8 protein-coding genes are annotated in these 14706 nt (G+C 51.6%); 1 reads left to right on the top strand and 7 read right to left on the bottom strand.

Going from position 1 to position 14706, the window contains the following annotated elements:
• Positions 1-182: 182 nt before the first annotated feature.
• From B9Y59_RS00550 to B9Y59_RS00535, 4 genes are all read right to left on the bottom strand, one after another.
• A complete protein-coding gene (locus B9Y59_RS00550; RefSeq protein ID WP_085531101.1) occupies positions 183-2345 on the bottom strand; it encodes a Tex family protein in 2163 nt (720 codons plus the stop codon).
• 4 nt (positions 2346-2349) lie between these two features.
• Positions 2350-3453, bottom strand: coding sequence for a GNAT family N-acetyltransferase (locus B9Y59_RS15550; RefSeq protein WP_158088897.1), 1104 nt, complete (start codon positions 3451-3453; stop codon positions 2350-2352).
• Positions 3454-4483: 1030 nt separating this feature from the next.
• A complete protein-coding gene (locus B9Y59_RS00540; protein WP_085531109.1) occupies positions 4484-7033 on the bottom strand; it encodes a TasA family protein in 2550 nt (849 codons plus the stop codon).
• Positions 7034-7372: 339 nt separating this feature from the next.
• On the bottom strand, positions 7373-9262 hold the full coding sequence (locus B9Y59_RS00535; RefSeq protein ID WP_442856166.1) for a GLUG motif-containing protein: 1890 nt from the start codon (positions 9260-9262) through the stop codon (positions 7373-7375).
• A gap of 64 nt (positions 9263-9326) precedes the next feature.
• On the opposite strand from B9Y59_RS00535, the gene B9Y59_RS00530 reads away from it, so the two are divergent.
• Positions 9327-9794, top strand: a complete 468-nt coding sequence (locus tag B9Y59_RS00530; protein WP_085531105.1) for a hypothetical protein — start codon at positions 9327-9329, stop codon at positions 9792-9794.
• A gap of 88 nt (positions 9795-9882) precedes the next feature.
• Here the strand turns inward: B9Y59_RS00530 and B9Y59_RS00525 are convergent, their stop codons facing one another.
• From B9Y59_RS00525 to B9Y59_RS15545, 3 genes are all read right to left on the bottom strand, one after another.
• Positions 9883-10239 carry a DUF805 domain-containing protein gene (locus B9Y59_RS00525; RefSeq protein ID WP_085531103.1) on the bottom strand — a complete coding sequence of 119 codons (357 nt, stop codon included), beginning with the start codon at positions 10237-10239 and terminating at the stop codon, positions 9883-9885.
• A 255-nt stretch (positions 10240-10494) separates the two neighbouring features.
• The gene (locus B9Y59_RS00520) at positions 10495-12657 is read right to left on the bottom strand and encodes a Tex family protein (RefSeq protein WP_085531101.1); all 2163 of its coding nucleotides are present in this window, start codon (positions 12655-12657) and stop codon (positions 10495-10497) included.
• Between the two features lie 4 nt (positions 12658-12661).
• Positions 12662-13765, bottom strand: a complete 1104-nt coding sequence (locus tag B9Y59_RS15545; RefSeq protein WP_158088897.1) for a GNAT family N-acetyltransferase — start codon at positions 13763-13765, stop codon at positions 12662-12664.
• Positions 13766-14706: the final 941 nt, after the last annotated feature.

Raw genomic sequence — 14706 nt, 5'->3', positions numbered from 1 at the left:
AATTTGTCAACTACAGCAACGAAATGCAAAAAAACTTTTAAAACTTCTACAGATCATACGAACTTTGGTTTCATCCGAAAAACGCATTAATTTGTTTTCATAGAATTTTCACTATTCTAACATACAACGGTTCCGATTTCACTTCTTACAGCGCTCTTTTCAGGGGTCCAACATCGTCAAATTCACACCCTATTTTCCGCCTGGCGCATCGTGAGGGAAATCCGTTTCTTTTTCATATCCACGGAAAGCACCCATACTTTCACGATATCCCCCACTTTCAGTACCTCACTCGGATGCTTGATATAGCGGTCACAGATCTGTGAGATATGTACCAGCCCATCTTGATGGACTCCGACGTCCACAAATGCGCCAAAATCGATCACATTGCGCACCGTTCCCATCAGCTCCATACCGGGTTTGAGATCCTCCATACTCAGTACGTCCGTCCGCAGCAAGGGCGGCGGCAGTTCGTCGCGCGGATCACGTCCAGGACGAAGCAATTCTGTCACAATATCCTGCAATGTAGGAACGCCAATTCCCAGAGATTGCGCCACGGCCTCTTCGCCGAGTTCCGATACCTTTTCGCGCAATCCCCCCAGCTTTCCCGCACGCACATCCGGCAGGCTGTATCCGCAGTGCTCCAACAAGGCCCTTGCCGCCGCATAGCTTTCCGGGTGGACGGCGGTATTGTCCAGTACATTTTTACTCTCACTCACGCGCAAAAATCCTGCACACTGTTCAAACGCCTTGGGCCCCAGCTTCGGCACCTTTTTCAGTTCTGCCCGGCTCTGAAATGCGCCGTTTTCCTCACGATACTGGACAATGTTTTTCGATACCGCCGCCGAAACACCGGATACCTTCTCCAAAAGGGCGGGCGAAGCTGTATTTAAATCCACGCCAACGGTATTCACACAGTCCTCCACGACGCCAGAGAGCGCTTCATTCAGGCGTTTGGGCGGCATGTCATGCTGGTATTGCCCCACGCCAATCGCCTTTGGATCGATTTTGACCAACTCGGCAAGCGGGTCCTGTAAACGCCGTGCAATCGAAACCGCACTGCGCAAGGTTACGTCGAAGTCCGGAAACTCCTGGGCCGCCAGCTTGCTAGCCGAATAAACGGAAGCTCCTGCTTCGCTCACCACCATATAGGAAACGCCTGTTCCCAACTCGTGAATGACCTCTGCCGTAAACAGCTCGGTCTCCTTGCTGGCTGTCCCATTTCCAATGGCGATTACCTGGACCCCATGCTTCCGGATGAGGGCAGAGACCACCTGTTTGGCCTCCTCCACCTTCGCCTTGGAATGGGTGGGATAGATCACGCCGGTGTCCAACACGCGGCCTGTCTCGTCCACTACAGCCACCTTACAGCCCGTGCGGTACCCCGGGTCCAATCCCATCGCCACACGCCCCTTCACCGGCGGCTGCATCAACAACTGGCGCAGGTTGACTGAAAAAACCTTGATCGCCGCTTCATCCGCATTTTCCGTCAAGGTATTGCGGATCTCGCGCTCAATTGCCGGGAAGATCAAACGGCTGTATGCATCTTCCGCCGCCTCCCGCACCGCGTCGGTACAGGCAGACCCCTCTTTGACGCTGACCGAATAGACAATATTCAACCCGCGGGATGGGTCCAATTCCACACTGACCTTGAGGAACCCTTCGCGCTCACCCCGGTCCATCGCCAGGATGCGGTGCCCGGCCAATTGGCGTACAGGCTGTCGGAAATCATAATACGGTTCATAGACGGATTCCTCATCCGGTTTGGCGGCCTTGCTTACCAGCACTCCTTGGGCCAGCGTCACAACACGCAGGCGTTTGCGGATTCCCGCGTCATCCGATACCCATTCCGCAATGATGTCTTTCGCCCCAGCGAGTGCATCCTCCGGCGTCTCCACACCGAGCTCCGGGTGAATATAAGCTTGCGCCAGGTCGATAGGGTAGGCGGCGTTCGGATCTTGCCTGTAGATTTCCTGGGCCAAGGGTTCCAACCCCTTCTGTCGTGCCACAGAGGCGCGCGTCTTGCGTTTGGGCCGGAATGGGCGATAAATATCCTCAATCTCGGACAGGGTCACCGCACTTGCCAATGCTGCCGCTACTTCGTCCGTCATGCTGCCCGCAGTCGCAATGAGGTCGGAAACCTCTTGCCTGCGTTTCTCCAAACCGCGCAGATAGTCCAAACGTTCTGCAATCTCTCGCAGCGTTTGGTCGTCTAAGGAACCGTGCGCCTCCTTGCGGTAACGCGCAATAAACGGGATGGTGTTTCCCTCGTCGATCAGTTCGATGACCTTTTCGACTTGCCAATTTTTCAGATGAAATTGTTCGGAAAGAACACTTACAAAGTTCATCGGCTCACCACGCTTTCGCTAACTGTGCCGCCATACTTTTTGCCTGGTCCATCCGTGCGGCTACTTCTTCCTTCGGAAGCAGATCCGTTCCCTCCACAAAAAGGCAATCGAAACCTGGTATCCCAAAGAATTGCGAAAGGGCCTTCAGCTCCTTTTCACCGAGTTCCAGACTGGCGGCCGCCTTGGTATAGATTCCTCCACGTGTCGTCAGGTAGAGCAGGCGGCTCGCCTTACAGCAGCCGGCACAGCCGGTATCGCCTTCTCCATAGCGGAACGTAACGCCTGGTACGGAGACCGTCTCAATATACGCTTTGAGCATTGCTGGAAAACTCAGTTCCCACATCGGCGCGGCAATGACAATCCCATCGGCTGCCGCAAACCGGCGTGCCTCGGCGAACTCCGGTGCATCCACCTTGCCCGCACGTTTCAATGCTTCCCGATGTTCCAATTCCTCCCCACGGACACAGTGGACGTCTGCCTCCGCCAGGCGGACTATATCCAATGTGTCCTTCGGGTGTGCCTTCTGATAGGCTTTCAGGAAAGCGTCCGCCAGCTCGCGCGTACGGCTGTGGGGCCTTAGACAAGTATCCACATACAAAAGCGTCCGGGGAGAAATCCATTTTTCCATCACATAATCGTCCATGACAAACCCATTTCCAATATCTGTCACAAGCGGGTAAGCTGTAACAAAGCCGCGCGCCCGGTAACAAGCAATGGAACCGTCGTTGTTTTTATTGACTGTAAGCCAAATCTTCCGTAAACCCTCGCGGCGGCACAAATCCTCCATAAATGCAATTCCTAAAGAAGCAAGCCCCCTGCGGCGGAAGGACTTTTCGACATAAATTTTGCTGAGGAACAGGCTGTCCCCATCACGGCGGATGCCTGTATACCCCGCTTTCTGCCCATCATACAGGAAAAAGTAATAGTGATACCCATCATGCTCCATCTGCGCGCGCATGGCCGGTGCGGACTGGAATTTTTCGATCATATAGGCCGTCTGTTCCGCGCCAATGATTGGCGTAAAGTGGTCGGTCCAGATTGGTTTGGCCAATGCAGCCAACTCGTCCACCTGTTCTGGACGGACCTCAACCATTTTCATATCTGGCATTGTGAATCTCCTTTGTTCTGAATTCATGCTTCTTATTATACGTACTTTTCCCACCAGGTGCAAGAAGGCCCCGGCTTTCACCGGGGGCCTTCTGCTGCCATGTGGCCTGTGCGTTTCTTATCGAAGGGTTGGATAAGCACCGTCCACGATGTTCCAGACTCCGGTACCTTATCCAACAGGCGGATACACCTCTACATCTTGCAGCACCGTGAAAATAATTACGGCGGATTCCGCTTTGCCTGTTTTTCTATCCGCCGTGATATGGTAAACGGGCTACTCTGGTTGGTAAATGCTTCCCTCTGGTGCATCGAAGTCTTCCGCCGTAATGGTGGTGTCGCTCTTCACGGCCACTTTTTTGGACACAACTAGATTGAAAACTATCGAACCTGTTCATCATCTCCTTCTATTTTTTCTAACAATATTTTTTAAGAAACTTATCCTTTCCATTTCTATGTGCTGCTTTAATCAACCAAAGAAGGCCCCGGCTTTCACCGAGGGCCTTCTGCTGCCATGCGGCCTGTGCGTTTCTTGTCGAAGGGTTGGATAAGCGCCGTCCACAATGTTCCAGACGCTGGTGTCCCATCCGGCATCCAGCGGCCGTGTCCAACGAAAAGGCCCTTGATCTCCTCTCCCACTTCAATAGGCACAATTCTCTTTAAAAACCTCTAAAGGTATCACCCAACATAAAAAGTTCCCATTTTTTTTTATAAACTTCTGCCCCTCCTCTTCTATTTTAGGTGCCAGCCCCATGATACCGGCCGCCCGGCATCAAAACAAGGAACGCCCTCTATTTCCCATAAAGTTTGGGAAATACATATGTTTCCTATCTTTATCTTCAAAAAGGTGAGTTAAAAATCAGAATGACTGCCCTTACTTTCCTTCTCCACTGTTGATGTTCTCAATCCCTAATCTCAAGCAGCACAAAAACCCCGGCAGGAAATCCCTGCCGGGGTAATTTGCTCCATAAATATAGATTCAGTCAAATCACTAACGCGCGTTCCCGAACTGGTAACCTAGATTTCCCATGTAATTAAACAATTGTTCCTACATTACATCCTGCAATATCGCCTGTGTAGCCGGAATAGTTTGCATATAGTTCCCCGTCCGCTGTACATCCGCGAATGGTACCACCGTTGATCCCGACGATTCCACCTGCGAATACGCCCTGTCCAAAATTCGTATTTGCTATACTCGTTGCAAAAATATAGGTATCTACACTGCAATTTTCAATCAGTCCGGTATTCTGTCCAGCAATTGTACCAATTATAGCGCCTGCTTGTACATAAGCATTGGTAAGTTTCAAATTCTTGATCGTTCCGCCCCGATTATAGGCTACCAGGCCGGCGCCCGCTGTTCTAGAATCCAACATAACGTTCATATTTTTGATCGTATGGTCTTGTCCATCAATCTCCCCACTGAAGCCAGTGCTCACCCCACCAGTGCTCACAGTCGTGTGAATCGGCATCCAATTGGAACCGCTCAAATCGATATCTTTCACCAAACGGAAATGGGAAGACATATGGTCCTCAATTCTACTCAACTCACTCCTGTTGGAAACCATAAACGGATGAAGGCTTGAACCGTCTCCTCCTAACAGGTAATCTGCGTCGCGTCTTACTTTTACCGTAAACCGCACATCTGTAATGGGCTCCTGAGTCTCCGTATCAAGCAAAACCCCGTCTTTCAGCGTCACAGAGACGCTTTGCGGATCTGGGTCAATATAATATCTACCTCCCGGCTGCCCAACATCCGCTGTAGAGATCGTCTTCGTCTCTCCCTCTTTGAGAGTCACAGTGTAGTTGGCAGAGCCTGCTTCATGATCGTTCTTATGTGCAGCAGGATTATCCGGGTTATAATTATACTCATGGCTTGGGTCAACACACCACCACTGGATGACAACTTCCTTTTCCTCCGGCTCAGGCTCTTCGCCGCCAACCTCTTTTACCGTGAATTCAATCACCTCTGGTCCCTTCGCCGCCGGAATGGTAACAAATTTTGCGCTCTGTCCCGCCGGGTCGTATTCATAGCCTTCCGGCGCCGTTACATAATGTAGAACCTCGGTGTCATTTTGTGCTTCGCCAACCGGAGTAAAGTTGTGGACTCCTTTTGTGAGGCCGCTATATGTTTTGGAATAACTTTGATCCAAAAGTACGCCTGTTTCCTGATTTCGGAAATCCACGCGCACCTGATACGCTTCCGGATGCTCCTCCGGGTCCGGATCGGTCGGTTCTGTACTCTCCGGTTTTACATCAAAGGTAATCCTCGTGGGCGTGGCTGTTCCCTCCGCATTGACCGCTACATCATAGGCCTGCGTATCCGGATCAAACACATAGCCCGCCGGAATCGGAGCGGAAATCCGATCCTTCTCTGTCGCCCTGGTCCTTGACGCCGGCGCATTGGGGGCTACAATGGTGTATTCCCCTGGATATTCCAGTGAAACCGTTTCGGTTTGGGTAAGCAATTGACCGTCTACTGTATTTCTATAATACAGCACATACTCAATCGCCTTCGCCTCTTCCGGCACCACCGTGAAAATAACCTTGCCCGGCGTTGCTTCGCCAGTCTCATGATTGACCGTCACCTCGGTGGACTGTTCTGCCGCCTCGGGGCTATACACATAACCATTCGGCGCATCATAGTTCACAGCTGCAATGGTGGTATCGCTCTTTACCGTCTCATTCTGGCTTTTTACCAGGTCACCTTCCGCAGTTCCTTCACGCCACTCGATGGTCACGTTGTCCTCGAAGCGGTCCGGGTCCTCCGGATCGGTCGAGCTGGAACCGCCCTCGTCCGGCTTGCCAGCACCGGTGTCGTCCATCTGGTAGGCATTCAGCACCAGCTTGCCGTGGAAATGCTGGCCCTGATAGGCGTTGTTCACGGTCTCCGGCAGATAGCCCGCGATCACATAGGTCGCTGTGCCCTGGGCCGGAAGCATTGCCGTCATGTATGTATTGTTCGTCTCTTTCGCTGTGTTGTCCGACGCTACTTTGTCCGGATTTGCCTTAGCCTCGTCGTACGCTGTGTTCAGGTTGACATCCTCAACCTTTGTCCAGGTTTCGCCCACCAGCTTGTAAACAAACACTTTCAGGACCGGCGCCAAACGGTTTGCACAATCCTGCATCTTTTCGGGGTCCTGCTTGATCGTAATGTTGTCTTCCGTCAGGATCGGCTCCCCTGCTTCGCAGCCATCGCCTGCTTCCAAAGAAAGCTTTACCTTTGCCGGCAGTGTGCCTTCATTTTTGATAACCACCGGCTTAAAGTATGCCGGCACCGGCGCATAATCCTCGTCGTCCAGGCCCGTTGTATTATCCTGGGTCACATCGTTGACCCATTTTTCGTTGCCATTGGGTTCCAACTCCTTGTAGAAGTTGTCGTACAACATCGGGCGCAGGTTCTCAAACGTGAGTTCCCCTTTGTCCGTTTCACCCGGCTTTACACTGATGTCCAGCACGCCCGCGGTGAAATTCGCGTTCACCTTTTCCGTGTCCGTAAACCAGGCCATCGTCATGCCTGCCAGCAGACTCAGCACCAGCAACACGGAAACGCTCGACAAAACGACTCTGCTCTTTTTTGTCTTCATTGCTTTTCCTCCGTTTCTTTTTCGTACATCCTCAATTAGGCCGCTATTCGGCCCACGACAATAAGGATTCTATTGAAAAATCCTTATTTATTACATTATAATAGTTGTCCTTTCAATTTGTTTCTAAAAGACAATTATATTTAATATTTGTATATAATTTTATTTTTATATGATTAAAATCTATCTAATTTGTTTACTATCTCCTTCTGTTTTTTCCAATAATATTTTCTTTAAAAAATTTATCCTTTCAATTCAATTTCTATGTGCTACTTTAAGGAAACAAGAGAAGGCCCCGGCTTTCACCGGGGGCCTTCCGTTGCCATGCGGCCTGCGCATTTCTTATTGAAGGGTTGGATAAGTGCCATCTACAATGTTCCAGACGCCGGTGTCCCATCCGGCATCCGTATACGTCGAAGCCGTCTTCATTTCCTCTTCGGTTTTCCCCTGGCCACGGGCTTTATCAGTATCCCAGCCTGTATAAAGCCGGCCCCCGCGATAGAGGTTTCCTTTCCGGAAGAAGATGGTTTCCTTCCCAACCGTTCCTCCCTCCATCCATCCAATGACCGGATGAGTGGAAGTATCCACATTGCCGAAACTGTCGGTCAAAGCATACACTCTGCTCGTGGTATAGCAATTTGAAATGGTTCCCTGGTTCCGCCCCAGCAGACCGCCTGCCTTTGCTCCTTTGACCGTACCTGTCGAATAACAATTTGTCACCGTACCACTGTTGGTCCCTGCAACCCCACCGTAATAGTAATGTGTAGGAGTACTAACCGGCAGGTTTGCGGGGTTTCCACTGACATTGGCAAGAGATGCACAGCCGCTGATGACACCGGTGGTATCGTTCCAGCCGGTAATACCCCCAACTTCCCAAATATCTGCGAATGAATTCCCGGCTGTTACGTTGCCGCTCACCGTACAATTCTGAATTTTTCCGGCGTTCCAACCTACCAAAATACCGGAGTTGCTGTGTGCGTTGATTTTTGCATCGTTCACCGTAAGATTGCGGATTGTCCCGGCAGAATAGGTGAACAGGCCATTATAACTCTTCAATGTGCCGACATTCAGGCCTGTGAGTACATGCCCGTTTCCGTTTATATCCCCGGTAAACACATTTTCAGACGGCTCATAATAGGTTCCATTCCACGGATCATACTTTTGCTCCAATACTCCAATGGGCTCCCAATTCGGATAGGCCTCGCTGAGGTCTACATCATTGGCGAAAATAAAATTGCAGTGTGGATGCAGCCGTACGTTGTACAGATCTTCTGCGTCACGGATAATATGGTCGTCACGATCACAATTTGGATTATCCGGCTCTTCCGGGTCCGTGCTTCCGCCACCCACGTATTGAACCGTAAATTCAATGACTTGCGGTCCCTTCGCCGCCGGAATGGTGACAAATTTTGCGCTCTGTCCCGCCGGGTCATATTCATAGCCTTCCGGCGCCGTTACATAATGTAGAACCTCGGTGTCATTTTGTGCTTCGCCAACCGGAGTAAAGTTGTGGACTCCTTTTGTGAGGCCGCTATATGTTTTGGAATAACTTTGATCCAAAAGTACGCCTGTTTCCTGATTTCGGAAATCCACGCGCACCTGATACGCTTCCGGATGCTCCTCCGGGTCCGGATCGGTCGGTTCTGTACTCTCCGGTTTTACATCAAAGGTAATCCTCGTGGGCGTGGCTGTTCCCTCCGCATTGACCGCTACATCATAGGCCTGCGTATCCGGATCAAACACATAGCCCGCCGGAATCGGAGCGGAAATCCGATCCTTCTCTGTCGCCCTGGTCCTTGACGCCGGCGCATTGGGGGCTACAATGGTGTATTCCCCTGGATATTCCAGTGAAACCGTTTCGGTTTGGGTAAGCAATTGACCGTCTACTGTATTTCTATAATACAGCACATACTCAATCGCCTTCGCCTCTTCCGGCACCACCGTGAAAATAACCTTGCCCGGCGTTGCTTCGCCAGTCTCATGATTGACCGTCACCTCGGTGGACTGTTCTGCCGCCTCGGGGCTATACACATAACCATTCGGCGCATCATAGTTCACAGCTGCAATGGTGGTATCGCTCTTTACCGTCTCATTCTGGCTTTTTACCAGGTCACCTTCCGCAGTTCCTTCACGCCACTCGATGGTCACGTTGTCCTCGAAGCGGTCCGGGTCCTCCGGATCGGTCGAGCTGGAACCGCCCTCGTCCGGCTTGCCAGCGCCGGTGTCGTCCATCTGATAGGCATTCAGCACCAGCTTGCCGTGGAAATGCTGCNGCCTATGCATTGTCGGTGGGAGTTTGCTGATTTCCACTGGTTCCGTGGCCTATGCGTATGGGCAGGGGCGCTATGAGGCAGAAGCTTCGATCTCGCAACAGATCAGCGACCAATGCTATGAACAGCTGCGGGACATCCAAGATATTTCTTCCCTGTCGGTACAGGTTTCCCTCAATGGAGCTGTCAACGACATCCCGCAGAGTTACCAGGAGCTCCATCCCTACGACTATGTGTCCATCCATATCCGGCTGCTCGGACAGGATGGCAGCGCGCAGTCCTTTGCGCAGCGCTGCAAAGAAATCACCAGCCGGCTGGATTCCGGGGACTTCTCTCTTTTCACCTTGTCCTTTTATGCAGGCGATCTCAGCAAAGAGCAAAACGAATACGAGCTGACCATCCAAGACCGTTTCCAAAAGGGTCTCTCTGCAGAGCACCTTGCTGAGCTGGTGACTGTAACGAAGCCTGCTCCACAGCCGGAGGAAGAGCCTTAACCGGCGCCATACAGAAACAAAAATGCGTCTCAACCCACCTGCGGGCGGGTCGAGACGCATTTGTTTTTATCTGCTTATGTATGAAGCATTACATTCCCTTCGGGTTGGGACCATACTGGTTTGCGCCGGGCTGGCTGTCCATGCAAGCAAAAATCAGAAGAATGATCGCACCTATGCCGGGGATCAACGCCAACAGAAGGAACCATGCGCTCTTGCTGGTATCGTGCAATCTTCTTGCCCACATTGCGAGGAATGGAATCAAAATTGCCAGGCTATAAATCATCTGGATAATGCCAAAGAACGAAGCAATCCCAGTGAGAATGCTCAGAATCAAGCTAATCAGAAAGTTCACGAGGACGGCCATCCAGAAGTCTTTGCGGCGGGTACGACCAGAAAAAGTCGCATAGTTTTTGAACATGTTGATATAAGGCTGAAAGAATTCCATGGTGACTACTCCTTTTCATAATTTGTTCATAATTATACCATGTGTAGTCATAAAAAGGAACCCCCATTGTGCAAATTTGTCAACTACAGCAACGAAATGCAAAAAAACTTTTAAAACTTCTACAGATCATACGAACTTTGGTTTCATCCGAAAAACGCATTAATTTGTTTTCATAGAATTTTCACTATTCTAACATACAACGGTTCCGATTTCACTTCTTACAGCGCTCTTTTCAGGGGTCCAACATCGTCAAATTCACACCCTATTTTCCGCCTGGCGCATCGTGAGGGAAATCCGTTTCTTTTTCATATCCACGGAAAGCACCCATACTTTCACGATATCCCCCACTTTCAGTACCTCACTCGGATGCTTGATATAGCGGTCACAGATCTGTGAGATATGTACCAGCCCATCTTGATGGACTCCGACGTCCACAAATGCGCCAAAATCGATCACATTGCGCACCGTTCCCATCAGCTCCATACCGGGTTTGAGATCCTCCATACTCAGTACGTCCGTCCGCAGCAAGGGCGGCGGCAGTTCGTCGCGCGGATCACGTCCAGGACGAAGCAATTCTGTCACAATATCCTGCAATGTAGGAACGCCAATTCCCAGAGATTGCGCCACGGCCTCTTCGCCGAGTTCCGATACCTTTTCGCGCAATCCCCCCAGCTTTCCCGCACGCACATCCGGCAGGCTGTATCCGCAGTGCTCCAACAAGGCCCTTGCCGCCGCATAGCTTTCCGGGTGGACGGCGGTATTGTCCAGTACATTTTTACTCTCACTCACGCGCAAAAATCCTGCACACTGTTCAAACGCCTTGGGCCCCAGCTTCGGCACCTTTTTCAGTTCTGCCCGGCTCTGAAATGCGCCGTTTTCCTCACGATACTGGACAATGTTTTTCGATACCGCCGCCGAAACACCGGATACCTTCTCCAAAAGGGCGGGCGAAGCTGTATTTAAATCCACGCCAACGGTATTCACACAGTCCTCCACGACGCCAGAGAGCGCTTCATTCAGGCGTTTGGGCGGCATGTCATGCTGGTATTGCCCCACGCCAATCGCCTTTGGATCGATTTTGACCAACTCGGCAAGCGGGTCCTGTAAACGCCGTGCAATCGAAACCGCACTGCGCAAGGTTACGTCGAAGTCCGGAAACTCCTGGGCCGCCAGCTTGCTAGCCGAATAAACGGAAGCTCCTGCTTCGCTCACCACCATATAGGAAACGCCTGTTCCCAACTCGTGAATGACCTCTGCCGTAAACAGCTCGGTCTCCTTGCTGGCTGTCCCATTTCCAATGGCGATTACCTGGACCCCATGCTTCCGGATGAGGGCAGAGACCACCTGTTTGGCCTCCTCCACCTTCGCCTTGGAATGGGTGGGATAGATCACGCCGGTGTCCAACACGCGGCCTGTCTCGTCCACTACAGCCACCTTACAGCCCGTGCGGTACCCCGGGTCCAATCCCATCGCCACACGCCCCTTCACCGGCGGCTGCATCAACAACTGGCGCAGGTTGACTGAAAAAACCTTGATCGCCGCTTCATCCGCATTTTCCGTCAAGGTATTGCGGATCTCGCGCTCAATTGCCGGGAAGATCAAACGGCTGTATGCATCTTCCGCCGCCTCCCGCACCGCGTCGGTACAGGCAGACCCCTCTTTGACGCTGACCGAATAGACAATATTCAACCCGCGGGATGGGTCCAATTCCACACTGACCTTGAGGAACCCTTCGCGCTCACCCCGGTCCATCGCCAGGATGCGGTGCCCGGCCAATTGGCGTACAGGCTGTCGGAAATCATAATACGGTTCATAGACGGATTCCTCATCCGGTTTGGCGGCCTTGCTTACCAGCACTCCTTGGGCCAGCGTCACAACACGCAGGCGTTTGCGGATTCCCGCGTCATCCGATACCCATTCCGCAATGATGTCTTTCGCCCCAGCGAGTGCATCCTCCGGCGTCTCCACACCGAGCTCCGGGTGAATATAAGCTTGCGCCAGGTCGATAGGGTAGGCGGCGTTCGGATCTTGCCTGTAGATTTCCTGGGCCAAGGGTTCCAACCCCTTCTGTCGTGCCACAGAGGCGCGCGTCTTGCGTTTGGGCCGGAATGGGCGATAAATATCCTCAATCTCGGACAGGGTCACCGCACTTGCCAATGCTGCCGCTACTTCGTCCGTCATGCTGCCCGCAGTCGCAATGAGGTCGGAAACCTCTTGCCTGCGTTTCTCCAAACCGCGCAGATAGTCCAAACGTTCTGCAATCTCTCGCAGCGTTTGGTCGTCTAAGGAACCGTGCGCCTCCTTGCGGTAACGCGCAATAAACGGGATGGTGTTTCCCTCGTCGATCAGTTCGATGACCTTTTCGACTTGCCAATTTTTCAGATGAAATTGTTCGGAAAGAACACTTACAAAGTTCATCGGCTCACCACGCTTTCGCTAACTGTGCCGCCATACTTTTTGCCTGGTCCATCCGTGCGGCTACTTCTTCCTTCGGAAGCAGATCCGTTCCCTCCACAAAAAGGCAATCGAAACCTGGTATCCCAAAGAATTGCGAAAGGGCCTTCAGCTCCTTTTCACCGAGTTCCAGACTGGCGGCCGCCTTGGTATAGATTCCTCCACGTGTCGTCAGGTAGAGCAGGCGGCTCGCCTTACAGCAGCCGGCACAGCCGGTATCGCCTTCTCCATAGCGGAACGTAACGCCTGGTACGGAGACCGTCTCAATATACGCTTTGAGCATTGCTGGAAAACTCAGTTCCCACATCGGCGCGGCAATGACAATCCCATCGGCTGCCGCAAACCGGCGTGCCTCGGCGAACTCCGGTGCATCCACCTTGCCCGCACGTTTCAATGCTTCCCGATGTTCCAATTCCTCCCCACGGACACAGTGGACGTCTGCCTCCGCCAGGCGGACTATATCCAATGTGTCCTTCGGGTGTGCCTTCTGATAGGCTTTCAGGAAAGCGTCCGCCAGCTCGCGCGTACGGCTGTGGGGCCTTAGACAAGTATCCACATACAAAAGCGTCCGGGGAGAAATCCATTTTTCCATCACATAATCGTCCATGACAAACCCATTTCCAATATCTGTCACAAGCGGGTAAGCTGTAACAAAGCCGCGCGCCCGGTAACAAGCAATGGAACCGTCGTTGTTTTTATTGACTGTAAGCCAAATCTTCCGTAAACCCTCGCGGCGGCACAAATCCTCCATAAATGCAATTCCTAAAGAAGCAAGCCCCCTGCGGCGGAAGGACTTTTCGACATAAATTTTGCTGAGGAACAGGCTGTCCCCATCACGGCGGATGCCTGTATACCCCGCTTTCTGCCCATCATACAGGAAAAAGTAATAGTGATACCCATCATGCTCCATCTGCGCGCGCATGGCCGGTGCGGACTGGAATTTTTCGATCATATAGGCCGTCTGTTCCGCGCCAATGATTGGCGTAAAGTGGTCGGTCCAGATTGGTTTGGCCAATGCAGCCAACTCGTCCACCTGTTCTGGACGGACCTCAACCATTTTCATATCTGGCATTGTGAATCTCCTTTGTTCTGAATTCATGCTTCTTATTATACGTACTTTTCCCACCAGGTGCAAGAAGGCCCCGGCTTTCACCGGGGGCCTTCTGCTGCCATGTGGCCTGTGCGTTTCTTATCGAAGGGTTGGATAAGCACCGTCCACGATGTTCCAGACTCCGGTACCTTATCCAACAGGCGGATACACCTCTACATCTTGCAGCACCGTGAAAATAATTACGGCGGATTCCGCTTTGCCTGTTTTTCTATCCGCCGTGATATGGTAAACGGGCTACTCTGGTTGGTAAATGCTTCCCTCTGGTGCATCGAAGTCTTCCGCCGTAATGGTGGTGTCGCTCTTCACGGCCACTTTTTTGGACACAACTAGATTGAAAACTATCGAACCTGTTCATCATCTCCTTCTATTTTTTCTAACAATATTTTTTAAGAAACTTATCCTTTCCATTTCTATGTGCTGCTTTAATCAACCAAAGAAGGCCCCGGCTTTCACCGAGGGCCTTCTGCTGCCATGCGGCCTGTGCGTTTCTTGTCGAAGGGTTGGATAAGCGCCGTCCACAATGTTCCAGACGCTGGTGTCCCATCCGGCATCCAGCGGCCGTGTCCAACGAAAAGGCCCTTGATCTCCTCTCCCACTTCAATAGGCACAATTCTCTTTAAAAACCTCTAAAGGTATCACCCAACATAAAAAGTTCCCATTTTTTTTTATAAACTTCTGCCCCTCCTCTTCTATTTTAGGTGCCAGCCCCATGATACCGGCCGCCCGGCATCAAAACAAGGAACGCCCTCTATTTCCCATAAAGTTTGGGAAATACATATGTTTCCTATCTTTATCTTCAAAAAGGTGAGTTAAAAATCAGAATGACTGCCCTTACTTTCCTTCTCCACTGTTGATGTTCTCAATCCCTAATCTCAAGCAGCACAAAAACCCCGGCAGGAAAT

The organism is Anaeromassilibacillus sp. Marseille-P3371 (genome assembly GCF_900169665.1).
Taxonomy (GTDB): domain Bacteria; phylum Bacillota; class Clostridia; order Oscillospirales; family Acutalibacteraceae; genus Anaeromassilibacillus.
This window is presented reverse-complemented; position numbering and strand designations above follow the sequence as displayed.

What these genes read in the sequence shown, in the direction of transcription:
- B9Y59_RS00550 (WP_085531101.1), bottom strand. Translation starts at nt 2,345, where the DNA reads ATGAACTTTGTAAGTGTTCTTTCCGAACAATTTCATCTGAAAAATTGG.
- B9Y59_RS15550 (WP_158088897.1), bottom strand. Translation starts at nt 3,453, where the DNA reads ATGCCAGATATGAAAATGGTTGAGGTCCGTCCAGAACAGGTGGACGAG.
- B9Y59_RS00540 (WP_085531109.1), bottom strand. Translation starts at nt 7,033, where the DNA reads ATGAAGACAAAAAAGAGCAGAGTCGTTTTGTCGAGCGTTTCCGTGTTG.
- B9Y59_RS00535 (WP_442856166.1), bottom strand. Translation starts at nt 9,262, where the DNA reads ATGGACGACACCGGCGCTGGCAAGCCGGACGAGGGCGGTTCCAGCTCG.
- B9Y59_RS00525 (WP_085531103.1), bottom strand. Translation starts at nt 10,239, where the DNA reads ATGGAATTCTTTCAGCCTTATATCAACATGTTCAAAAACTATGCGACT.
- B9Y59_RS00520 (WP_085531101.1), bottom strand. Translation starts at nt 12,657, where the DNA reads ATGAACTTTGTAAGTGTTCTTTCCGAACAATTTCATCTGAAAAATTGG.
- B9Y59_RS15545 (WP_158088897.1), bottom strand. Translation starts at nt 13,765, where the DNA reads ATGCCAGATATGAAAATGGTTGAGGTCCGTCCAGAACAGGTGGACGAG.